The sequence below is a fragment of the Actinocrispum sp. NPDC049592 genome (genome assembly GCF_040675465.1).
Classification (GTDB): domain Bacteria; phylum Actinomycetota; class Actinomycetes; order Mycobacteriales; family Pseudonocardiaceae; genus Kibdelosporangium.
The window spans coordinates 160,928-180,898 of sequence record NZ_JBFAPA010000018.1 but is presented as its reverse complement, the minus strand read 5'-3'; the positions used below and the strand labels follow the sequence as shown (position 1 = coordinate 180,898).

The 19,971-nt window shown below is 69.2% G+C and carries 21 protein-coding genes; 11 read left to right on the top strand and 10 right to left on the bottom strand.

The annotated features are described in order from the left end of the window. Positions 1 to 3 precede the first annotated feature (3 nt). The 6 genes from AB0J95_RS37300 to AB0J95_RS37275 all read left to right on the top strand — a co-directional run bounded on the left by AB0J95_RS37300 (position 4) and on the right by AB0J95_RS37275 (position 5,457). Positions 4 to 1,293 carry a GTP-binding protein gene (locus tag AB0J95_RS37300; RefSeq protein ID WP_364769061.1) on the top strand — a complete coding sequence of 430 codons (1,290 nt, stop codon included), beginning with the start codon at positions 4 to 6 and terminating at the stop codon, positions 1,291 to 1,293. A gap of 80 nt (positions 1,294 to 1,373) precedes the next feature. Continuing rightward, entirely contained in the window at positions 1,374 to 2,381 is a 1,008-nt protein-coding gene (locus AB0J95_RS37295; RefSeq protein WP_364769305.1) for an ABC transporter substrate-binding protein, read from the top strand. 10 nt (positions 2,382 to 2,391) lie between these two features. Beyond that, on the top strand, positions 2,392 to 3,177 hold the full coding sequence (locus tag AB0J95_RS37290; RefSeq protein WP_364769058.1) for an ABC transporter ATP-binding protein: 786 nt from the start codon (positions 2,392 to 2,394) through the stop codon (positions 3,175 to 3,177). Continuing rightward, positions 3,164 to 4,042 carry an ABC transporter permease gene (locus AB0J95_RS37285; protein WP_364769055.1) on the top strand — a complete coding sequence of 293 codons (879 nt, stop codon included), beginning with the start codon at positions 3,164 to 3,166 and terminating at the stop codon, positions 4,040 to 4,042. Before AB0J95_RS37290 ends, AB0J95_RS37285 begins: the two co-directional genes overlap by 14 nt. Then, complete coding sequence (locus AB0J95_RS37280) at positions 4,039 to 4,776, top strand: sirohydrochlorin chelatase (RefSeq protein WP_364769052.1); 738 nt, start codon at positions 4,039 to 4,041, stop codon at positions 4,774 to 4,776. Before AB0J95_RS37285 ends, AB0J95_RS37280 begins: the two co-directional genes overlap by 4 nt. A gap of 42 nt (positions 4,777 to 4,818) precedes the next feature. Then, positions 4,819 to 5,457: a maleylpyruvate isomerase family mycothiol-dependent enzyme gene (locus AB0J95_RS37275; protein ID WP_364769049.1), complete on the top strand. Its 639-nt coding sequence runs from the start codon at positions 4,819 to 4,821 to the stop codon at positions 5,455 to 5,457. Here AB0J95_RS37275 and AB0J95_RS37270 read toward each other — a convergent pair whose 3' ends face one another. After that, complete coding sequence (locus AB0J95_RS37270) at positions 5,458 to 6,039, bottom strand: pentapeptide repeat-containing protein (protein ID WP_364769046.1); 582 nt, start codon at positions 6,037 to 6,039, stop codon at positions 5,458 to 5,460. A gap of 132 nt (positions 6,040 to 6,171) precedes the next feature. On the opposite strand from AB0J95_RS37270, the gene AB0J95_RS37265 reads away from it, so the two are divergent. Then, on the top strand, positions 6,172 to 6,945 hold the full coding sequence (locus AB0J95_RS37265) for a cyclase family protein (protein WP_364769043.1): 774 nt from the start codon (positions 6,172 to 6,174) through the stop codon (positions 6,943 to 6,945). Here AB0J95_RS37265 and AB0J95_RS37260 read toward each other — a convergent pair. The 3 genes from AB0J95_RS37260 to AB0J95_RS37250 form a co-directional block, all read right to left on the bottom strand. Beyond that, entirely contained in the window at positions 6,942 to 7,298 is a 357-nt protein-coding gene (locus AB0J95_RS37260) for a nuclear transport factor 2 family protein (RefSeq protein ID WP_364769041.1), read from the bottom strand. The two genes, AB0J95_RS37265 and AB0J95_RS37260, sit on opposite strands and share 4 nt — an antisense overlap. Before the next feature lie 18 nt (positions 7,299 to 7,316). Beyond that, entirely contained in the window at positions 7,317 to 8,072 is a 756-nt protein-coding gene (locus AB0J95_RS37255; RefSeq protein WP_364769038.1) for an enoyl-CoA hydratase-related protein, read from the bottom strand. Positions 8,073 to 8,140: 68 nt separating this feature from the next. Beyond that, the gene (locus AB0J95_RS37250) at positions 8,141 to 8,761 is read right to left on the bottom strand and encodes a cyclase (protein WP_364769035.1); all 621 of its coding nucleotides are present in this window, start codon (positions 8,759 to 8,761) and stop codon (positions 8,141 to 8,143) included. Between the two features lie 283 nt (positions 8,762 to 9,044). Between AB0J95_RS37250 and AB0J95_RS37245 the strand changes: the two genes are divergently transcribed. Further along, positions 9,045 to 11,642: a LuxR C-terminal-related transcriptional regulator gene (locus AB0J95_RS37245; protein ID WP_364769033.1), complete on the top strand. Its 2,598-nt coding sequence runs from the start codon at positions 9,045 to 9,047 to the stop codon at positions 11,640 to 11,642. On the opposite strand, the gene AB0J95_RS37240 is transcribed toward AB0J95_RS37245, so the two are convergent. The 3 genes from AB0J95_RS37240 to AB0J95_RS37230 are packed head-to-tail and all read right to left on the bottom strand — an operon-like array spanning position 11,632 to position 12,530. Then, positions 11,632 to 11,892, bottom strand: a complete 261-nt coding sequence (locus AB0J95_RS37240) for a barstar family protein (protein ID WP_364769031.1) — start codon at positions 11,890 to 11,892, stop codon at positions 11,632 to 11,634. The genes AB0J95_RS37245 and AB0J95_RS37240 overlap by 11 nt on opposite strands. 4 nt (positions 11,893 to 11,896) lie before the next feature. Next, the gene (locus tag AB0J95_RS37235) at positions 11,897 to 12,322 is read right to left on the bottom strand and encodes a ribonuclease domain-containing protein (protein WP_364769028.1); all 426 of its coding nucleotides are present in this window, start codon (positions 12,320 to 12,322) and stop codon (positions 11,897 to 11,899) included. A 10-nt stretch (positions 12,323 to 12,332) separates the two neighbouring features. Beyond that, a complete protein-coding gene (locus tag AB0J95_RS37230) occupies positions 12,333 to 12,530 on the bottom strand; it encodes a hypothetical protein (protein WP_364769026.1) in 198 nt (65 codons plus the stop codon). A gap of 66 nt (positions 12,531 to 12,596) precedes the next feature. Here AB0J95_RS37230 and AB0J95_RS37225 point away from each other — a divergent pair, with 66 nt between their 5' ends. Both AB0J95_RS37225 and AB0J95_RS37220 read left to right on the top strand, forming a co-directional pair. Further along, positions 12,597 to 13,565 (top strand): zinc-binding dehydrogenase, encoded by a 969-nt coding sequence (locus AB0J95_RS37225; protein WP_364769023.1) that lies wholly within the window; start codon positions 12,597 to 12,599, stop codon positions 13,563 to 13,565. Between the two features lie 36 nt (positions 13,566 to 13,601). Continuing rightward, a complete protein-coding gene (locus AB0J95_RS37220; RefSeq protein WP_364769020.1) occupies positions 13,602 to 15,086 on the top strand; it encodes an amino acid permease in 1,485 nt (494 codons plus the stop codon). Here AB0J95_RS37220 and AB0J95_RS37215 read toward each other — a convergent pair. After that, positions 15,042 to 16,673 carry a DUF885 domain-containing protein gene (locus tag AB0J95_RS37215; RefSeq protein ID WP_364769017.1) on the bottom strand — a complete coding sequence of 544 codons (1,632 nt, stop codon included), beginning with the start codon at positions 16,671 to 16,673 and terminating at the stop codon, positions 15,042 to 15,044. The two genes, AB0J95_RS37220 and AB0J95_RS37215, sit on opposite strands and share 45 nt — an antisense overlap. After that, positions 16,670 to 18,298 carry a DUF885 domain-containing protein gene (locus tag AB0J95_RS37210; protein WP_364769014.1) on the bottom strand — a complete coding sequence of 543 codons (1,629 nt, stop codon included), beginning with the start codon at positions 18,296 to 18,298 and terminating at the stop codon, positions 16,670 to 16,672. The genes AB0J95_RS37215 and AB0J95_RS37210 overlap by 4 nt, the downstream gene beginning before the upstream one ends. 110 nt (positions 18,299 to 18,408) lie before the next feature. Between AB0J95_RS37210 and AB0J95_RS37205 the strand changes: the two genes are divergently transcribed. Beyond that, entirely contained in the window at positions 18,409 to 18,918 is a 510-nt protein-coding gene (locus tag AB0J95_RS37205) for a GNAT family N-acetyltransferase (protein ID WP_364769011.1), read from the top strand. Here AB0J95_RS37205 and AB0J95_RS37200 read toward each other — a convergent pair. Then, the gene (locus tag AB0J95_RS37200; protein WP_364769008.1) at positions 18,866 to 19,924 is read right to left on the bottom strand and encodes a nitronate monooxygenase; all 1,059 of its coding nucleotides are present in this window, start codon (positions 19,922 to 19,924) and stop codon (positions 18,866 to 18,868) included. The two genes, AB0J95_RS37205 and AB0J95_RS37200, sit on opposite strands and share 53 nt — an antisense overlap. Positions 19,925 to 19,971 lie beyond the last annotated feature (47 nt).

The following is a 19,971-nucleotide window of genomic DNA, read 5'->3' as shown; positions in this document are numbered from 1 at the left end:
CCGATGAGCGACCTGCTGAGGCTGGCGACCGCGGGCAGCGTGGACGACGGGAAGTCCACGCTGGTCGGGCGTCTGCTGTACGACACCAAGTCGGTCCTGGCCGACCAGCTGGACGCGGTGCACCGCGCGAGCGCCGACCGGGGACTGTCCACTCCCGATCTCTCGTTGCTGGTGGACGGTCTGCGCTCGGAGCGCGAACAGGGCATCACGATCGACGTGGCCTACCGGTACTTCGCCACGCCCAAGCGGTCGTTCGTACTCGCCGACACCCCTGGACACGTCCAGTACACGCGAAACACCGTCACCGGCGCCTCCACGGCGCAGCTGGCGATCCTGTTGGTGGACGCGCGAAAGGGCGTCATCGAGCAGACCCGGCGGCACGCGGCGGTGCTCGCGCTGCTGGGTGTGCCGCGGCTGGTGCTGGCGGTCAACAAGATCGACCTCGTGGACTACGAAGAGTCGAACTTCGTTTTGACCGCCAAGGAGTTCGCCACGCACGCCGCCGCGCTGGGCTACGGCGAGGGCGATGTGCTGAGCATCCCGGTCTCCGCGCTCGTCGGTGACAACGTTGTGGAGAAGTCGGCCAACACCCCTTGGTACACCGGCCCGACGTTGCTGGAGCACCTGGAGACGGTGCCAGTCGAGCCGGACCCGCACCACGTGCCGTTCCGGTTCCCCGTCCAGTATGTGATCAGGCCTCGCACGCCGGAGTTCCCCGACTACCGCGGGTACGCGGGTCAGGTCGCGGCGGGCACGATCACCCCAGGCACGGAGATCGTCGTTCTGCCATCGGGGAAACGCAGCATCGTCGAACGCATTGATACGCCGGACGGCGAACTTCCCGAGGCGACCGCGGGCGATTCGGTCACGCTGATCCTCTCCCACGATCTGGACATTTCCCGGGGTGACTTGATTTCCGCCGCGGACACTCCCCCGGTGCTGGCCGACGAGTTCGAGTCGACGCTGTGTTGGTTGTCGGACAAGGCTTTGCGGGCGAACGCGCGAGTTCTGGTCAAGCACGGCACGAAGACCACCCAGGCGTTCGTGACCGATTTGATCTCGCGGTTCGACGAGCAAAAGCTGTCCAGTGTGGAGTTGCCCGAATCGTTGCAGTTGAATGAGATCGGCCAAGTTAGGCTCCGTACCGCCGAACCGCTGCCGATCGACGACTACACGGTGAGCCGCCGCACCGGAGCGTTCCTCGTCATCGACGCCGCTGACGGGACCACGCTCGCAGCGGGCCTGGTCGGCGCGCCGCTCCCGGTCCGGGACGCGGTCTCCCCTGGTCCCTGACCTTTCCATGCCCCTCCGGAAGGAACCCGATCGTGAGCTCCACAAGAACGCTTCGCCTCCTCGCCGCGGCCACCGCGGCACTGGCCCTGGCAACAGGGTGCTCGCGGGCGGACAGCGGCACCGCCCCGGCCACCCAGGCGGCCCAGGCGCAGGGCCCGGCCGAGGTCCGGATCGGCTACTTCCCGAACGTCACGCACGCGCCGGCCATCATCGGCGTGAAGAAGGACTTCTACACCAAGGAGCTGGGCTCGACCAAGCTGAGCACGACCAACTTCAACGCGGGCCCCGAAGAGGTCAACGCGCTGCTGGGCGGCTCGCTGGACATCGGGTTCATCGGCTCCGGCCCGGCGATCAACGCGTTCACCAAGTCCAAGGGCACCATCCAGCTGATCTCCGGCGCGGTCTCCGGTGGCGCGCAGCTGGTCACCAAGCCCGAGATCACCTCGGTGGACCAGTTGAAGGGCAAGAACATCGCCACCCCGTCGCTGGGCAACACCCAGGACGTGGCGCTCAAGAAGCTGATCGCGGAGAAGAACCTGACCGACGTCAAGGTCACCAACCTGGACAACCCGAAGACGCTGGACGCCTACAAGTCCGGCCAGCTGGACGGTGCCTGGCTGCCCGAGCCGTGGTCCTCGCGGCTGGTGCTGGACGCCGGGGCGAAGGTCCTGCTCGACGAGAAGACGTTGTGGGCAGGCGGGAAGTTCCCGACGACGGTGATCATCGTGCGCAGCGAGTTCCTGCAGAAATACCCGCAGACCGTGCAGGCCATCCTGCGCGGGCACATCAAGGCCATCGACTGGGCCAAGGACAACGAGGCCGAGGCCAAGACGACCGTCAACGCCGCGCTCAAGGAGCTGGCCGGCAGCACGCTCAGCCAGCCGGTGCTCGACAGCGCGTTCAAGTCGATCGAGCTGACCACCGACCCGATCGCGTCGGACTTCCCGCAGCTGGCCAAGGACTCGGTGACCGCCAAGATCGTCAAGGACGTGGTGGACCTCAAGGGGTTCGCCGACTTCTCCGCGCTGAACGAGGCACTCAAGGCGACCGGCAAGCCCGCGGTGGACACCGCGGGCCTGGAAAAGTAGGGGACACCGGATGACCGCGACACTCAGCTCCCAAGAACACGTGCAGTCCGACATCGCCGTGTCGCTCACCGGCGTGGGCAAGGTCTTCGGCCGCGGCCAGGACGCGGTGGCGGCGCTGGACGGGGTGAACCTGAGTGTCGCGCCCGGCGAGTTCGTGTGCCTGCTCGGGGCGTCCGGCTGCGGCAAGTCCACCCTGCTCAACCTGGTGGCCGGGCTGGACGCGCCGACCAGCGGCGCGATCACGCTGAACACCTCGCGCCCGGCGGTGATGTTCCAGGAGGCCGCGCTGATGCCGTGGCTGACCGCGTTCCGCAACATCGAGCTGCCGTTGCGGCTGGCCGGGTTCGGCCGCGCGGACCGGCAGGCCAAGGTGGCCGAGCTGCTGGACCTTGTGCGGCTGGGCGGTTCGGGGGACAAGCGGCCGCACGAGCTGTCCGGCGGCATGCGCCAGCGTGTGGCCCTGGCCCGGTCGCTCGCCGCGACCCAGCGCGTGCAGGGGTCGGACGCGCCGGCGTTGCTGCTGATGGACGAGCCGTTCGCCGCTCTGGACGCGATCACCCGGGATGTGTTGCAGGGTGAGCTTTTGCGCGTCTACGAGCGGACGTCGACCGCCGTCCTGTTCGTCACGCACGACGTCCGCGAGGCCGTCCGGCTGGGGCAGCGAGTGGTGCTGCTGTCCTCGCGGCCTGGCCGTGTCGTGCGCGAATGGTCCACTGAGGACAGTGAGTCCGAGGCGCTGACCGAGGAGATCACGGCACACTTGCGAAAGGTGATCAGCACCCATGCCGGAAGCTGAGGTCCAGGATCTCTCGCGCGTCGAGGCCGGCCTCGACGCCCTGGACACCCCGGTCGGCCGGTCGGCAGGCCCGCGGTGGCGCCGGATCCTGCGCGCCGCGGCGCCGCCGATAGTGGCGCTGGTCGTGCTCGTCGGGATCTGGCAGGCATTGTGGGCGGCGGCGTTCTGGCCGGAGTTCAAGCTGCCCGCGCCGCTGGCGGTGTGGTCGACGTTCGAGGAACTGATCCAGAGCGGGCAGATCTTCGAGGTGCTGTGGACCTCCATCCACCGTGCCGTGCTGGGGTTCTTCGCGGGTCTGGTGATCGCGACCCCGCTCGGGTTGCTGATCGCCAAGGTCCGGGTGGTGCGCTCGGCGATCGGCCCGCTGGTCAGCGGGTTGCAGTCGCTGCCGTCGGTGGCCTGGGTGCCCGCGGCGATCCTGTGGTTCGGCACCAACGACGGCGCGATCTACTTCGTGGTGCTGCTGGGGTCGGTGCCGTCGATCGCGAACGGCCTGGTCGCCGGGATCGACCAGATCCCGCCGATCCTGCCCCGGGTCGGCAAGACCCTGGGAGCCGGCCGGCTGGCTTCGGCGCGGCACATCCTGCTGCCCGCGGCGCTGCCCGGCTACCTGGCGGGGCTCAAGCAGGGCTGGGCGTTCTCCTGGCGGTCGCTGATGGCCGCCGAGCTGATCGCGCAGAGCCCGGACCTGGGGCTGGGCCTGGGCGCGTACCTCAACCAGGGGTCGAACTTCAACGACATGCCGACGGTGCTGGCCGCGATCTTCCTGATCCTGTTGGTGGGCATCGGGATCGAGCTGCTGGTGTTCCGTCCGATCGAACGGGCCGTGCTGCGGGCCCGTGGCCTGACCGGAGCCTTCACGTGAGCATTCCCTTGGTGGCTGTCGCCCACGGCAGCCGCGATCCCCGTTCCGCCGCGCAGATCGCCGAGCTGGTCGACGTGGTCCGTGCGCTGCGGCCCGGCCTGGACGCGCGGGTGTCCTTTTTGGACCTCTCCGCCCCCTCGCTCGGTGACGTGCTGGGCGGGCTGAACGGACCGGTCGTCGTGGTGCCGCTGCTGCTGGGCCGGGCGTACCACGCCAAAGTGGACGTTCCCGCGCTGATCCACGAGGCACACCAACGCAACCCGCGGCTCTCGGTGACCGTGTCGGACGTGCTCGGGCCGGATCCCCGGCTGGAGTCGGCCGCGCTGCGCCGGTTGACCTCCGCGGGCGTGGACTTCGGCGATCCTTCGCTGGGCGTGATCCTGGGTGGCGCCGGGTCTTCCGACGCGCGAGCCAACGCCTCAGTCAACACCATCGCGCGGCGGTGGTGCCGCCAGACGGGGTGGGCGGGCGCGGTGGCCGCGTTCGCCGCCGCTGTGAAGCCGGACGTTCCGCAGGCCGTGGCTCAGCTGCGGGCTCGTGGGGCGACGCGGATCGCGGTGGCTTCGTGGTTCCTCGCTCCCGGTCTGCTCCCCGATCGGGTGTACGCGGCCGCTCGTGAGCTGGATCCGTCGGCCATCATCGCCGACCCGCTGGGTGCGGACCCCGACGTGGCCGAGCTGATCCTGCAGCGCTACGACGAGTCACTCCGGGAGGACTGGGCCCGCACGGGGTGATTCCTGCCAGCAGGTGACAGGAATCAGTGCGAAGGTGGTCGCATGAGCAATGCGGCCACCTATGACCAGAGCATGCACCGCATCACCACGCTGGCGGCCGGGCATGAGGACGTGCCGGTCGATGCCTGTCCCGGTTGGTCGGTGAAGGACCTGGTCGCGCACCTCGCCAGCGGCCTGCGCAACTTCCACGAGCACAAGTTCGGCGACAGCGACCAGCAGGTGCTCGACCGCCGGTCCGGCACCCTCGCGGACGCCGTCGCCGAGTGGACCGAGAACCGCGCGCTGGTCGAGCCGCTGTTCGACACACCCACCGGTTCGGTCCTGGTGACCGAGGTGGTGATGCACGAACACGACCTGCGCACGGCCGTCGGCGAACCCGGCGAGCGGGACAACGTGGCGGTCCGGTCGGCGCTCACCCGCCCGTTGCAGGAGCTGGACAAACGTATGCGCGAGAACGACATCCCGGCGTTGCGGATCGTCCTGGAGCACGGTGAGCGGGTCGTCGGCGCGGGCGAACCCGTTGGCACGCTTCGGGCTTCGTCGTTCGACGTGTTGCGGGCCATCGGGTGCCGGCGCAGCGAGGCGCAGATCCGGGCGATGGACTGGGACGGCGATCCGGGGATCTGGATCCCCGCGCTCGCGCTGTTCGGCTCACACCGGGACCACGATTTCGTCGAATGATCAGGTCCAGCGAACGGTGATCCAGGTGTTGCCGAACTGGTCGTCGTTCGGCGTCACCATGCTGAACACCCCGCTCGTGCGTTCACGCGGCTCCGGCATGGCGTCGACTACGGCGTCGGCCAGGTTGGTGCCGCGCAGGTCGAGCGTGGACAAGTCACAGCCCCGCAGGTCAACGCCGTCCAGCGGCGCCTCCCGGAACGAAGTGCCCTCCAGGGTCGCGCCAGTGAACACCGCCCCTTCCAGCTCCGCGCCCCAGTTCGTCCGCCGGCCCAGCGGCGACAACGCCAGCGTCGAGTCGATCAGATCCGGCGGCCCGAACAACGCACCGGTCAGATCGGCCGCCACGAACTGCGCGTTCTTCAGGTAAGCGCCGCTGAGCACCGCGTTGCGCAACGAAGTGTGCGAGAAGTCGGTGCCCACCAGGTTCGCCCCGGACAGGAACACCTCCTCCAGGTCCAACCCGGACAGATCCGCACCGGACAGGTCGATCACAGCGTCCTCGTGCTTGACCCGCCAGTCGTTGAAGATCTGCCCGCCTTGCCTCAGCAGGCCCAGCAACTCGCTACGGCTGACGTCGATCATCCTGTCCTCCAGTGTTAGGGCGGCGCGGCCACGGTAACCGCCGCGCCTACACCGCCCGTGCACACTTTCCCTTGCCACAGCGCCCAACTGTGAACTTCGACGCGGGCGGCGGGGCTGCGTACCGTCCCCCACATGCGCACTTTCGTCGACATCTCCGTGCCGTTGCGGACCGGGATCGCGTCCGACGTGCCCGGTCTGCTGCCCGAGATCAGCTATCTCGGCCACTCTGAGACCGTGGGCGACCTCCTGTCGATCTTCCCCGGCGCCACCAAGGAGGACCTGCCGAACGGCGAGGGCTGGGCGTTCGAGTGGGTAAAAATGACCACACACGCGGGAACCCACGTCGACGCGCCATGGCACTACGCGTCCACAATGGACAATGGCGAGCGCGCGATCACCATCGACGAGGTCCCGCTGGAGTGGTTCCTCCAGCCGGGCGTGAAACTGGACTTCCGCCAACTGCCGGACGGCCACGTCGTCACACCTGCGGACATCGACGCGGAGCTGGCCCGGATCGGGCACACGCTGAGCCCGTTGGAGATCGTCGTGGTGAACACGGCCGCGGGCACTCGCTATGGCGAGGACGACTATGTTTCGCGGGGTTGCGGGGTCGGCCGGGAGGGCACGTTGCACCTGCTCGACCAGGGTGTACGGGTGGTCGGGACGGACGCGTGGAGCTGGGATGCCCCGTTCGTGCACACCGCCAAGCGGTACGCCGAACATGGCGACCCGTCGGTGATCTGGGAGGGGCACAAGGCCGGACGCGAACGGTGTTACTGCCAGGTCGAGAAGCTGCACAACCTGGAAGCCTTGCCGCCCACCGGCTTCCAGGTCGCGTGCTTCCCGGCCAAGGTGCACGCCGCGTCCGGCAGCTGGACCCGCGCGGTCGCGATCTTCGACAGTTAGGCGGTGCCCATCGGGTTGTCGATCACGTAGCGCCACCTTCCGTCGGGACCGCGACGCACGACGTCGGAAGCGGTTCCGGCCAGGTCGGTGTCCGGAATGGACCAGTCGACCACCAGCAACGCGATGTCACCGGCGACATAGCACTGGCGCAGTTCGGCGCGCATCGGTTTGCCCAGCCGCATCATGTACCCGACGGCCGCGGACCGGTCCCGCCCGGTGACCGGCATGCCTTGGCGCGGAACCAGAACAGCGTCAACCTCGTACAACGGCTCGAGGGCGGCGGCGTCACCGGAGTTGAACGCGGCGAGGAACTCGTCGATCACGCGCGCGGGAGAGTCATGAGAAGTCGTCATGACTCACACAGCATACCGCTACTCCGGAATCCACGACGGCTGGCGCTTCTGCGCGAACGCGGCGATGCCTTCCTGGCCTTCCTCACTGGCGAAGAACTCGGCGGACAGCTTGAGCATGCTCGCGAAGTCACCCGCCGGTTCGCGCAGCAGGGCCTTGGTCGCGGCCAGCGCCACCGGGCCGCCCTTGATCAGCATCCCGGCGTACCGCTCGACCTCCTCGTCGAGCTGGTCCGCGGGCACGGCGGAGTTGATCAGGCCGATGGCCGCGGCGCGGGTCGCGCCGAACGTCTCGCCGGTGAGGAACAGCTCGTGGGCGGCACGCGGCAACAGGCGCGGCAGCACGGTCACCGAAATGACCGCGGGCACGACACCGATCCGGACCTCGGTGAACGCGAAGGTGGCCGTCTCCGAGGCGACCGCGATGTCCGCGGCGGCCACGATGCCGACGCCCCCGGCGCGGGCGGGCCCGGCGAGCTTGGCGACGACCGGCTTGGGGCTGGTCCGGATCAGGTCCAGGATCTCCGGGAACTCGTTCACGCCCTGGTCGCCCGAGGACGCGCCACCGGCCTCCTTGAGGTCCATGCCCGCGCAGAACACCGGGCCGGTGTGGTCCAGCACGATCACCCGCACGGCGTCGTCGTCGATCGCGTCGGTCAGGTGGTTGCGCAGCTCGCCACGCAGCTGCCGGGACAGCGCGTTGCGGTTGTGCGGCGAGTCGAGCGTGATCGTCGCGATGCCACGCGCCACGACGATGTGGACGAGTTCGTCAGCCATGGGGTCATCATGCCCTGAGGGCCACCCACGGATGGGTGGCCCTGTACACATTTCCGGGCAACAAACCGTCAGCCGATGGTGGTGCTGGTCAGCACCGGGCTGGGGTCGGGGTACGCCTTCGCCGGAGCGGTGATCGGGAAGATCACCACGACCACGGCGTTGAAGGTCAGCCCGGGGGCGTCGTAGCTGGTGCCGCCGAGCTTGGTCTGGATGGTGCCCGACGAGCCCGCGGTCAGGTTGACCGTCACCGTGGGCAGTTCGAACGCCGCACCGCCCTTGAGCGGGCCCTTGACGCTGAGCACGACGTCGTTGCCGACCTTGGAGACGGTCGGCGGCGTCGAACCCAGGCCCGATCCGCCGGACAGCGACGCCGACACGAACGTCGAGTTGGCGGGCACGGGCAGTTTCAGCGCGACCGTGTTGATCTCACGGATGGTGTAGCCACCACCGGTCGCGGGCACCGTGTTCGGCGCCGGGTCGATGACCACCTTCAACGCCCCGCCCGGGGCGACGGTGGCCGGGGCGGACGCGTCGACACCCTGGTCGAGCGTGAGGTCGGCGGTCTGCCCCAACGCGGTGGCGCGGACCTTGTAGGTGATCGTCTGGTTTGCAGCAGCCGCAGTCGTCCCAAAGGCAAGGACAGGGACAAGCGCTAGCGCTGCTGCTTTCGCGAAACGGGAAGTCAGCATCACTGGTGCCTCCTTGTGAGACGGCTCTCACCCACTTTCGTACCCGAGAGTAATTCGCGTTTCAACGTTCACCAATTCCCAGAGTGTTCACAGAATTACTCACAGTACGAGTGTTCGGCCAGAAAGTTGCCAGGATGCCGCCGGTCGTTGCCCGGCTTGCGGACCTGAACGGATTCACCGCGGGCTTTGATAAGCACGCTACGATCGAGCGGTTCCCTTGGTAGAGCGGGGATCCACACCACACCGGCCCGCGGGGAGCCAGACGGGGCAGGGGGCAGGACGAATGGGTGAGCAAGGCCCTGAGTTAGGCGACAAGTGGCCGCTGGTCGGCCGCGAGCGGCAACTGTCCGCACTGGTCTCCGCCGTGACGGGCACCGGCGTGGTACTTGTAGGACCAGCCGGTGTGGGAAAGACCAGGCTCGCGCGGGAAGCGTTGGCACAGCTGGCATCCGAGGGGCACGGCACCGAGTGGGTCGCCGCGACCCGGTCCACCGCGGTGATCCCGTTCGGCGCGGTGTCGCACCTGATGCCCGCCGACGCCGGGCCGAGCCGGTTGAGTGCCCTGCACAGCGTCGCCGGTCACTTCGCGACCCGGCACCAGGGCCGTCCGGTGCTCGTCGTGGACGACGCGCATTTGCTGGATGACGCATCGGCCGCGGTGGTCCACCATCTGGCCGCGCGCGAGCTCGCACACCTGATCGTCACCGTCCGGGCCGGCGAGCCGTGCCCGGATGCCGTTGGGGCGCTGTGGAAAGACGGACTCGCCACTCGCGTCGGACTGGCCGAGTTGTCCTCGGACGCGGTGGATGCGTTGCTGGATCACGCTTTCGGCGACCGGCTGGCGCCGGTCAGCCGCCGCCGGTTACACCGGGTCGCCGCCGGGAACCCGTTGCTGCTCAGGGAGATCCTGTTGGCGGGTTTGGACACCGGCGAGGTGAAGTACCGGCAGGGGGCGTGGCGGTGGACCGGCGAGGTACGGCCGACCACACGATTGGCTGAAGTCGTGGCCACCCGGCTGGGTGCGGTCGAGGATCCCGTGTACGCGGCGCTGGAAGTGATCGCGGGCGGTGAACCCGTTCCGGTGACATTGCTCGAACAGCTCGTCGGCGGGGACGCGGTGGCCGCCGCGGAACGCAAAGGCCTTGTCAGCACAGAGGATTCCGGCCGGCGGTTAGTTGCCCGGTTGGCCCATCCCCTGTACGGCGAGGTGATCCGGTCGACCATGGCGAGCTCGCGGGCAAGGACGGTCGCCGGTCAGCTGGCCGACGCGTTGACCGCGACTCCCATGCGCCGCAGGGACGACGCGCTGCGCGCGGGCATGCTCCAGTTGCAGTCCGGGCGATCCGGCGACCCGGGACTGTTGCTGGACGCGGCAAAACAGGCGAAAGACCGGTTCGACCACGACCTCGCCGAACGCCTGGTCCGCTCGGCGCAGAGCTCGGGTGGCGGCTGGGCCGCGGAACAGCTGCTGGCCGAGGTCCTCGCCGACCGCGGCCGCTACGAGGAACTGTCCACAACGCTGCCGGAGACGCCCACCGACGAGGGCGACCGGGTCCGGTGGGCGATCACCCGGGCCGACGCCTTGTATTGGGGACAAGGCAAAGTCGCCGAGGCCGAGCAGGTGCTGACCGAGATCGACACGGCCACCGCCGAAGGCAGCCGGTGCTGGATCCTGCTGTTCGACAGCCGGTGCGCGGAAGCGCTTGCGTTGGCGGAAAAGCTGTTACGGATGCCGGACGCGCCCGCGCAGGCGTTGGTGTGGGCGATCTCCGCCGGGATTCCGGCCGCCGGGTTCCTCGGGTACCACGACCGCGCGGAGGCGATGTACGCCGAAGGCGTGCGGATCGCGGCCGAGAACGCCATCGACGTGCCGTGGGGACCGGCGCAGGTCGGGTATGGACGGTGTTTGTCGTTACTGGTCAGCGGCCGGTTGACCGAGGCGTGGGACCTCGCCGACCAGAGCTACCAGGCCGCCGCTGCCGCCGAGGCGATCGCCCCGTTGGGTGGCTGGGCCGGTTTCCGTGGCGCGGTTGCGAAAGCTCGCGGCCAGCTGAAGCTCGCGGCCGGTTCCCTGCACGAAGTGCTGGTGCTGCTGCCGAACTACGACACGTTCCGGCTCGCCGCGACCTGCCTGGCCGAACTGGCCGGGGCGCGGGCGTTGCAGGGCGACTACCGGCAGTCCGCGCGGTTGCTCAACCGCGCCGACTTCCCCGGCCGGCACACCAACCGCCTGTTCCAGCCGTGGCTGGAGCTGAACCGCGCCTGGGTCATCGCGGCCGGCGGCGACACCGCCCGCGCCGCCGCGCACGCCCGCCGCACGGCGTCCCAGGCCCGTGAGATCGGTCAGCCGATGACCGAGGCTTGGGCGTTGTACGACGTGGCCCGCCTCGGTGAGCCGAAGTCGGTCCACATCAGACTGTCCGAGGTGGCGAACGAGGTGCCGTGCGAACTGTCCACCGCGTTGGCCGCGGCCGCGGGAGCGCTGGCGGGCAGCGAGTTCGAACGGCTCGCGCACGCCGCCGATGTGTTCGACCGGCACGGACTCTGGCTGCACGCCGCCGAAGCCGCTGTCTCGGCGGCGCGGTTCGCGCACGAAGCCGGTCTGCACAGCCGGGCAGCGGCGTGCACGGAACGCGCGAACGTCCTGTTGCGACGGATCCCCGGCGCGCGAACGCCGATGCTGGCGACCACCGGTCTCCCGGCGATGCTCACCAACCGGGAGCGCGAGGTCGCGACCCTGGCGGCGGCCGGGCTGTCCAGCCGGGTGATCGCGGCCCGCCTGCAACTGTCGGTCCGGACCGTGGACAACTACCTGGGCCGCGCCTACGTGAAGCTCGGCGTGGCCAGCCGGGCCGAGCTCGGACCGCTGCTCAACGGCTGAGTTTGAGGGTGAGCCGGTCGGCGTGGCCGAGGATGTCCACGATCTGCTCGTAGACCTCCGGGTCGGCGTGCTGGAGCGTCTGCGGCGACCGCCAGACCAGGGTGTGCTCGCCCGGCGGCAGGTCGTTCACCAGGTCGTTGAGCGCGTCGAGGTTGCGGCCGAAGTAGGCCGGGAAGTCCATCGCCTCGGCCAGGGCGTCCAGCATCGCGGCCTTGGTGCGGATGTCCCGTCCGTCGACGACGTGCCTCATCGCGTCACTTCCCGGTGTCGACCAGGACGAACGAGGCGTAGTGGTCGTCGGTGTAGTAGAGCTCTTTGGACTCGCCGGTGATGAGCCTGCGCGCGCCACGGTCGTCCGCGCCCGGCGTCGGCACGGTGTACTCGTGGTAGTAGCTCGCGGACTTGGCGGGCAGCAGCTTCTCCCGGTTCTCGAACACGATGCCGTCCCGGCTGGACTTGAACGGCCCGCCCTTCTGGATGGTCCGCCAGGTCACCACCGCCTCGGGCGGCAGCTTGGACAGCGGCTTGACCTGCATGCCGTTCTGCGGCTTGACCTGCTGGGACTGCTGCTGCGGTGCCGGTGCTGGGTCGTCCTTGACCGCGTCGCGGACGAACCAGCCGACCACGACCAGAACGACCAGTCCGATCAAGGCGAATGTGATGCGGCGGCGCGACCCCATGGGACGGACCCTAATCGCAGTCCCCGGGGTCCGGCTCGGCGGACCGGTTGACCTTGTTGCCGACCAGGTCGACCGCCCGGTCGATGAGCCAGGCGCCGCCGGCGCACACCGGCAGCAGCACCGCGATCACCACGGCGAACTGGGCGGGGAACGGCAGCTGGGCGATCCACAGCTCAACCGCGTTCCACCAATCGGACAGCCATGACACGCCTACGACAGTACGCCGTGGCCGATCCCACAGGCGGCGGAATGGCAGGATCGGTAGGTTGCAGTCATGTTCGCCGTGTACGCAGCCTCACCTCAGCCGGACAACCCGCTCGCTGCCCTCACCGTGGGTGAGCGGCCCACGCCGGAAGCGCCGGAGGGGTGGGTGAGCGTGTCGGTCCGGGCGGCGAGCCTGAACATGCACGACCTGTGGACACTGCGCGGGGTTGGGATCAAGCCCGAGCAGTTCCCGATGATCCTGGGCTGTGACGGCGCCGGGGTGCTCGAGGACGGCAGCGAGGTCGTGCTGCACTCGGTCATCGGCGACCCGGCGTGGAGCGGCGACGAGACCCTGGACCCTCGCCGGACCCTGTTGACGGAGTTGCACCAGGGCACGTTCGCGGACACCGTCATCGTCCCCAAGCGCAACATCCTGCCGAAGCCTTCGTCGCTGTCGTTCGCCGAGGCAGCGTGCATGGGCACGGCGTGGCTGACCGCGTACCGGATGCTGTTCGTGAAGTCGGGCCTGCGGCCGGGGCAGACCATGCTGGTGCAGGGGGCGTCCGGGGGCGTTTCCACCGCGCTGATCCAGCTCGGCCGGGCCGCTGGGTATCGGGTGTGGGTGACTGGGCGGTCTGAGGAGAAGCGCGCACTGGCGTCCTCGCTGGGCGCTCATGACGTGTTCGAGTCGGGGGCGCGGCTGCCTGAGCGGGTCGATGCGGTGTTCGAGACCGTGGGCAAGGCGACCTGGTCGCACTCGATGAAGGCGCTCAAGCCGGGCGGGATCATCGTGATCTCCGGGTCTACGAGCGGGCCGGACGCGAACGCTGAGCTGCAGCGGTTGTTCTTCTTGCAGCTGCGGGTCGTGGGCTCGACCATGGGCACTCGTGACGAGCTGGCGGATTTGCTGAAGTTCTGTGCGCTCAAGGACATCCGCCCGCAGATCGGCCTCACCCTCCCGCTGGCCGACGCCGTCAAGGGCTTCGAGGCCATGCAGGCGGGCGAGACCGCAGGCAAGATCGTCTTCACCCACGCCTGACCTGCGGAACCACCGGCACGGACTTACCGTTTGTGAATGGCTGACACACAACACGGTCTGGGTGGTGGGTCGGGGGTCTTCAGGCGGAAGCCGATCGAGCGCATCGACGATGACGTGCAGTCGGGGGACGGGCTGCGCAAGTCGCTGGGGCTCTGGCAGCTGACCGCCATCGGGGTGGGCGGGATCATCGGGGCGGGGATCTTCTCGCTCGCCGGGAGCGTGGCGCACGGGGATCCGGCCAACGGGGTCGCCGGGGTCGGGCCCGCGGTGCTGATCTCGTTCCTCATCGCGGGGATCGCCAGCGCGGCGGCGGCCTTCTCCTACGCGGAGTTCGCCGGGCTGATCCCGAAAGCGGGCTCTGCCTACACGTATGGCTACGCGGTGCTCGGCGAGATCGTCGGCTGGTTCATCGGGTGGGACCTGCTGCTGGAGTACACGGCGATCGTCGCGGTGGTGGCCATCGGCATCTCCGGCTACTTCAACTTCCTGCTCGACCAGGTCGGGCTCAAGCTGCCCGGGTGGATGCTCGGCGCGCCAGGTACCGAACCGGCGGGGGTCGCGTCGGGCACCTACAAGGTGAACCTGATCGCGGTGATCCTGTGCCTGTTCATCGCGTTCCTGCTCACCCGCGGCATCCGGGCGGCGGCCCGGTTCGAGACCGCAGTGGTGGCGTTGAAGGTCGCGGTGGTGCTGGTCGTGATCGTGGTCGGGTTCTTCTACATCAAGAGCGGCAACCTCACCCCGTTCGCGCCCGCGGGGTTCGGCGGCGCGATGAGCGGGGCGGCGCTGGTGTTCTTCGCGGTGTTCGGCTACGACGCCATGTCGACCGCGGCCGAGGAGTCCAAGGACGCGCAACGGCACATGCCCAAGGCCATCGTGTACTCCCTGGTGATCTCGATGATCCTGTACGTGCTGGCTTGCATCGTGCTGACTGGCATGCAGGACTACACCCAGATCGACCCGGCGAGCGGGTTCTCCACCGCGTTCCAGTCGGTCGGGCTGTCCGGGCTCGGCTCGGTGATCGCGGCCGGTGCGGTGATCGGCATCCTCACCGTCATGTTCACGTTCATGCTCGGCGTGACAAGGGTCTGGTACGCGATGAGCCGTGATGGCCTGCTGCCGCACTGGTTCGCCAAGACCGATCCGAAGCGCAAGGTGCCCACCCGGGTCACCTGGATCGCGGGCGTGATCTCGGCGGTGCTGGCCGGACTGCTGCCGATCATCGACGTGGCCGAGCTGACGAACATCGGCATCCTGCTGGCGTTCGTCGTGGTGTGCGTGGCCGTGATCGTGTTGCGTTACCGCCGCCCGGACCTGCCGCGCACGTTCCGAACGCCGGGAATGCCCGTGGTCCCGGCGATCGGCGTCGTCTTCTCGATCTGGCTGATCACGTTCCTGCAGCCGGAGACCTGGATCCGGTTCGCGGTCTGGTTCGTGATCGGGATGGCGGTCTACTTCCTCTACAGCCGCCGCAACTCACTGCTGAACCGAACCGGCCCAGGCGGCGACGACCTCGTCTAGCACCGCCATCGGCAGCGGCCCGTTGCCGAGCACGACATCGTGGAACGCCTTCAGGTCGAAGGCCGAGCCCAGGTCCTGCTCGCAACGGGCTCGCAGCCGCTGGATCTCCAGCCGCCCCACCATGTACGCGAGGGCCTGCCCGGGGTCCTCGATGTACCGGTCGGTCTCGGACTGAACCTCCACTTCGGACATCACGGTGTTCGCCCGCAGGTACTCGACGACCTGTTCCCGCGTCCAGCCCATCGCGTGCAACCCGGTGTCCACAACCAACCGGGCGGCCCGCATCGAGTCCTCGGCGAGCATCCCCAGCCGCGCCAGGTCACCGGAGAACAGGCCCATCTCGTCGGCCAGCCGTTCGGCGTACAGACCCCAGCCTTCCGCGTACGCGGTCACGGATGCCAAGCGCCGCAAAAGATGCAGGTCGGTCAGCTCGAGCGCCAGGGCGATCTGGAAGTGGTGCCCGGGCACGGCCTCATGGAAGGCAACGGATTCCGCGCTCACCCGGTCCCGTTCGGTGGCCTTGTACGTGTTCGCCCAATAGGTTCCTTCACGCGAACCGTCCAACGCGGGTGCTGTGTAGTACGCGCCGGCGGCGTTGGGAGCCTCGGCGTCCGGCACCGGCGCCACCACGCACCGCTTCACCGGCAGCCGCGCGAACCATTGCGGCGCAGCGGCTTCCGCCCGCGCGATGGTCGCCCGGGCGTGCGTGATGATCTCGTCCGCACTCCCCCACTTCAGCGACGGATCGCTGCGCAGCCGCTGCTGCACCTCCTCGGCCGTGCGCAGGCCGAACACCCGCGACCCGATCTCGGCGTACTCCTCGGCGAGCGCCTCGATCAGCTCCAGCCCGGTCCGGTGCAGCTGCTCCGGCGTGCGGGAAGTGGTGGTGTGCAACCGGACCAGCGCGTCGTACGCCCGGTCGCCGTCCGGCAGCCAGCACAGGCCCGGCTCGGTGTCGGGGCGCCCGCGCGGAGCCAGCTCGGTGGCCAGCACCTCGCGGTACCTGGCGAACGCGGGTCGGACCACCTCGGCCAGCAGGCGATCCCGTTCGCCGACGCGGCCACCGGTCATCGGCGCCTGGGCGAACGTGTCCTTGTCCTCGTCGAGGTACCGGTCGATGTGGTCGACCGCAGCCCGGACCATCCGCGCGACCGGCAACCGCCCCGCGACCAGACCGATCTGGTTGCGTCCAGCGACCGCGTCCAGGTACGCGGGAATCCGGGAAAGCCGTTCCAGGTAGGCACGTTCGGACTCGTCGCTGGTCGGGACCACCCGCGGGATGTAGGTGGCCAGCCGGATCGCCGGGGCGGAAAGAAAGTCCGCCATCTGGTGCTCGACCTGGCGCGAGTTGATCTTGTCAACCATGGCGGCGGTCTGCTGCAGGACCACGCTGCGGGTGACGCTCGGCTCCTGCAGTTCCGCCGCCGCCGCGATGGCGAACGCGCGGTCCTTGAACCGTGTGTCGGCGTCCTCGCTCAGATCGCGCAACTCGTGATCATGGCCGGGCAGGCCGACCAGGCTCGCCTCGAGCGGGTCCTCGGCGCCGATCAGCTCCAGCAGGTCGTCGGCGATGTCGTCGATGGTCATCGGGCGGTCCACCTCGCGACCACCTCGTCGAGCACGGCCATCGGCAGCGGGCCACTGCCCAGCACGAGATCGTGGAAAGCCTTGATGTCGAACGCGTTCCCCAGCTCGGCACGGGCGCGTTCGCGCAACCGCACGATCTCCAGCCGGCCGACCATGTACGACAGCGCCTGCGCGGGCATCTCGATGTACCGGTCGGTCTCGCTCTGGATCTCCACCTCGGACATCACGGTGTTGGTCCGCAGGTAGTTCACCGTCCTGGCCCGCGACCACCCGAACGAGTGCAGGCCGGTGTCCACGACCAGCCGCGCGGCCCGCATCGAGTCGCACGCGAGCATGCCCAGCCGGGCCAGGTCGTCGGAGTACAGGCCCATCTCGTCGGCCAGCCGCTCGCTGTAGAGGCCCCAGCCCTCGATGTACGAGTTGATCAACGCGGCCCCGCGCAGCTGCGGCACGTCCTTGAGCTCCTGCGCGATGGTCATCTGGAAGTGGTGCCCGGGCACCGCCTCGTGGAACGCGATCGCCTCGGAGACGAACCGGTCCCGCTCGGTCGCTTTGTAGGTGTTGGCGTAGAAGATGCCGGGCCGGCTGCCGTCCAGCGCGGCCGGGTAGTAGTACGCGCCGGCCTCGTTCTCCTCGTCGGCCTTGGGCGTCGGCTGCAGCTGGCAGCGCTGCGAGGGCAGGATGCCGAACCAGTCCGGCGCGGCGGCCTCGGCCCGCTCCATCGCCGAGCGGGCGCCCGCGAGCAGCTCCTCGGCGCTGGTCCAGCGCATCGCCGGGTCGGTCTTGAGCCGTTCGTGCACCTCGGCGACCGTGCGCACGCCGAACACCCGCGAGCCGATCTCGACGTACTCCTCGGCGAGCCGCTCGATCAGGTCGAGCCCGGTCTGGTGCAGCTCCTCGGGCGTCCGGTCGGTGGTCGTGTGCATGCGTGCCAGCGCGGCGTAGGTCTCGTCGCCGTCGGTGATCCAGCACAGACCCGGCTTGTCGTTGCTCCGGCCGCGCGGCGCGATCTCCTGCCCGAGCACCTGGCGGTACTCGGCGAACGCGGGCCGGACCAGGTCGTCCAGCAGCCGGTCGCGTTCGGCGGTGTCCTTGACGGGAACGTTGCGCAGCGGGTCCTCGGCCGGGGTGGCCAGGTAGTGGTCGAGGTGCGAGATCGCGAACTCGGCGCGGGTCCGGACCGGCGTGCGGCCCGTGGCGAGCCCGGCGCGGTGCCGGGCGATGGACTTGGCCAGGTAGCCGGGGATGTTCGACAGCCGGGTGAAGAAGTTCCGCTCCTGCTCGGCGGTGGCCGGGCGGACCAGCGGCAGCAACGACAGCAGCCGGGTGATCGGCGAGATCAGCAGGTCGGCGACCGCGTGCTCGATCAGCTTGGAGTCCATCCTGGTGGCGATCCCCTGCGCCTGGTCGACCGCGACCGCCTGGGTGACCCAGTCGTCGGTGTCCAGGTCACGGGCGGTCTGCGCCAGCTGCAGCGCCCGGGCCTTGAGATCTGCCTGGGCCTCCTCGGACACGTCGCTGAGCCGCGCGTCCGCCCCCGGGTAGCCCTGCACGGTCTCGCCCAGCGGATCCTCCTCGACCAGCAGCTCGAGCACCTCGTCCGCGATGGCCCTGATGTCGGTCACGCATCCCCCATTCGGTTCGGCCGGTGCCACCACCACATCATGGAACCGTCGGATCTCGACGACCGCCCCGGCGTGTCCGCCCATTCTCCCTGTTCAGGTAGACAGAAGGCATGCGAATTCGACCCGGGGGCGCCGCCGACCTGCCCGCGATCACGGCCATCGGCGACGAGATCATGGAATGGTTCGTCTCGATCGGGAACACCGGGCAGTGGGGCACCGAGCCATGGTCCCGCAACCCGCAACGCCAGGAGCGGATCCAGGCGCAGCTGGACGAGGGCGCAGAGCTGTGGATCGCCGAGGTGGACGGCTCCCCGGCGGGCGTGCTGGCCACCCACTCGGTGCCGCACGAGTACATCGAGCCCGCTGCCGAGCCCGAGCTGTTCATCCGGCTGCTGCTGTCCTCGCCGCGGTACGCGGGCCAGAAGATCGGGTCCGAGCTGCTGGCGTTCGCGCGGGCGCGGGCCGAGGACAAAGGCGTGCGGCTGTTGCGTGTGGACTGTTACGCGGGCGGGACCGGTGACCTGGTGCGGTACTACGAGCGCAACGGGTTCACGCGGACCGAGACGTTCACTGTGGGTCCGCAGAACTGGCCCGGTCAAGTGCTTGAGCAGCGGTGGTGAGCGCGTCCCGCAGCTCCCTGTCCAGCTGCGCGATCACGTCCGCGACCGGCCCGCGGGGCGCGACCGGGTACGTCTGACCGGCCCACAACGACATCGCCTCGGCGTCACCCTGCTGGGCGGCGGCCGCGCGGATCGGCTTGGTCATGTTGTTCACCTGCGGGTAGGCGGCCGGGCCTTCGTGCTCGCTGAGGAACCGGTTGACCTGGCCACGAGCGGGACGGCCGCTGAACGCGCGGGTGAACGTGGTGTCCCGCGCGGTCTTGAGCGCTTCCCGTTGCGGCGCTTTGGTTCCCGCTTCAGGGCTGGCCAGGAAGGCCGTCCCGAGCTGGGCCGCCACCGCGCCCGCCACCAGGACCGCAGCGATGTCGGCGCCGTGCACCAAGCCGCCGGTCGCGATCAACGGCAGGTCGGTCTCGTGCTGGACCAACCGCAGCAACGCCAGCAATCCAAATGTGGGACCACCGGCGGGCGAACCGTCGTCAGTGAAGATCCCGCGGTGCGCACCAGCCTCGAAACCCTGAACGCACAAGGCATCCGCGCCCCGCTCGGCGGCTTGGCGGGCCTCGTCGGGGTTCGTCACCGTGATCACGATCTTGCTGCCGACCGCCTTCAGACGCTCGACATCTTCTGGAGAAGGCAGGCCGAACGTGAACGACACCACCGACACCGGGCTCTCCACCAGGAGATCCACCTTGGCCGGGTAGTTGTCGTCGGTCCAGTCCGGTTCACCCGGCTCGACCCCGTATCTCGCGGCCTCGTCCTCGAGCAGCTCGCGATAGGCCTGAATGTCCACGGTGGACTTCTCGTTCGGCACGAAGAGGTTGACCCCGAACGGTTGTTGCGTGAGTTCCCTGGTCCGGGCGAGCTCGCCGGCCAGCGCCCCGGCGGTCAGGTAGCCGCCCGCGGCAAAGCCGAAGGCGCCCGCGTTCGCCGCGCCCGCGACCAGTTCCGGGGTGGACAACCCACCGGCCATCGGGGCGACGATCACGGGCACCTTGGCGAACATTCTTCAGACAATAGTCCGGGGAGTGGCTCTCGCCCGTGGGCGGAGAC

Coding starts and splice junctions, on each gene's coding strand:
- AB0J95_RS37300 (WP_364769061.1), top strand. CDS start 4: ATGAGCGACCTGCTGAGGCTGGCGACCGCGGGCAGCGTGGACGACGGG.
- AB0J95_RS37290 (WP_364769058.1), top strand. CDS start 2,392: ATGACCGCGACACTCAGCTCCCAAGAACACGTGCAGTCCGACATCGCC.
- AB0J95_RS37285 (WP_364769055.1), top strand. CDS start 3,164: ATGCCGGAAGCTGAGGTCCAGGATCTCTCGCGCGTCGAGGCCGGCCTC.
- AB0J95_RS37275 (WP_364769049.1), top strand. CDS start 4,819: ATGAGCAATGCGGCCACCTATGACCAGAGCATGCACCGCATCACCACG.
- AB0J95_RS37270 (WP_364769046.1), bottom strand. CDS start 6,039: ATGATCGACGTCAGCCGTAGCGAGTTGCTGGGCCTGCTGAGGCAAGGC.
- AB0J95_RS37265 (WP_364769043.1), top strand. CDS start 6,172: ATGCGCACTTTCGTCGACATCTCCGTGCCGTTGCGGACCGGGATCGCG.
- AB0J95_RS37260 (WP_364769041.1), bottom strand. CDS start 7,298: ATGACGACTTCTCATGACTCTCCCGCGCGCGTGATCGACGAGTTCCTC.
- AB0J95_RS37255 (WP_364769038.1), bottom strand. CDS start 8,072: ATGGCTGACGAACTCGTCCACATCGTCGTGGCGCGTGGCATCGCGACG.
- AB0J95_RS37250 (WP_364769035.1), bottom strand. CDS start 8,761: ATGCTGACTTCCCGTTTCGCGAAAGCAGCAGCGCTAGCGCTTGTCCCT.
- AB0J95_RS37245 (WP_364769033.1), top strand. CDS start 9,045: ATGGGTGAGCAAGGCCCTGAGTTAGGCGACAAGTGGCCGCTGGTCGGC.
- AB0J95_RS37240 (WP_364769031.1), bottom strand. CDS start 11,892: ATGAGGCACGTCGTCGACGGACGGGACATCCGCACCAAGGCCGCGATG.
- AB0J95_RS37235 (WP_364769028.1), bottom strand. CDS start 12,322: ATGGGGTCGCGCCGCCGCATCACATTCGCCTTGATCGGACTGGTCGTT.
- AB0J95_RS37225 (WP_364769023.1), top strand. CDS start 12,597: ATGTTCGCCGTGTACGCAGCCTCACCTCAGCCGGACAACCCGCTCGCT.
- AB0J95_RS37220 (WP_364769020.1), top strand. CDS start 13,602: ATGGCTGACACACAACACGGTCTGGGTGGTGGGTCGGGGGTCTTCAGG.
- AB0J95_RS37215 (WP_364769017.1), bottom strand. CDS start 16,673: ATGACCATCGACGACATCGCCGACGACCTGCTGGAGCTGATCGGCGCC.
- AB0J95_RS37205 (WP_364769011.1), top strand. CDS start 18,409: ATGCGAATTCGACCCGGGGGCGCCGCCGACCTGCCCGCGATCACGGCC.
- AB0J95_RS37200 (WP_364769008.1), bottom strand. CDS start 19,924: ATGTTCGCCAAGGTGCCCGTGATCGTCGCCCCGATGGCCGGTGGGTTG.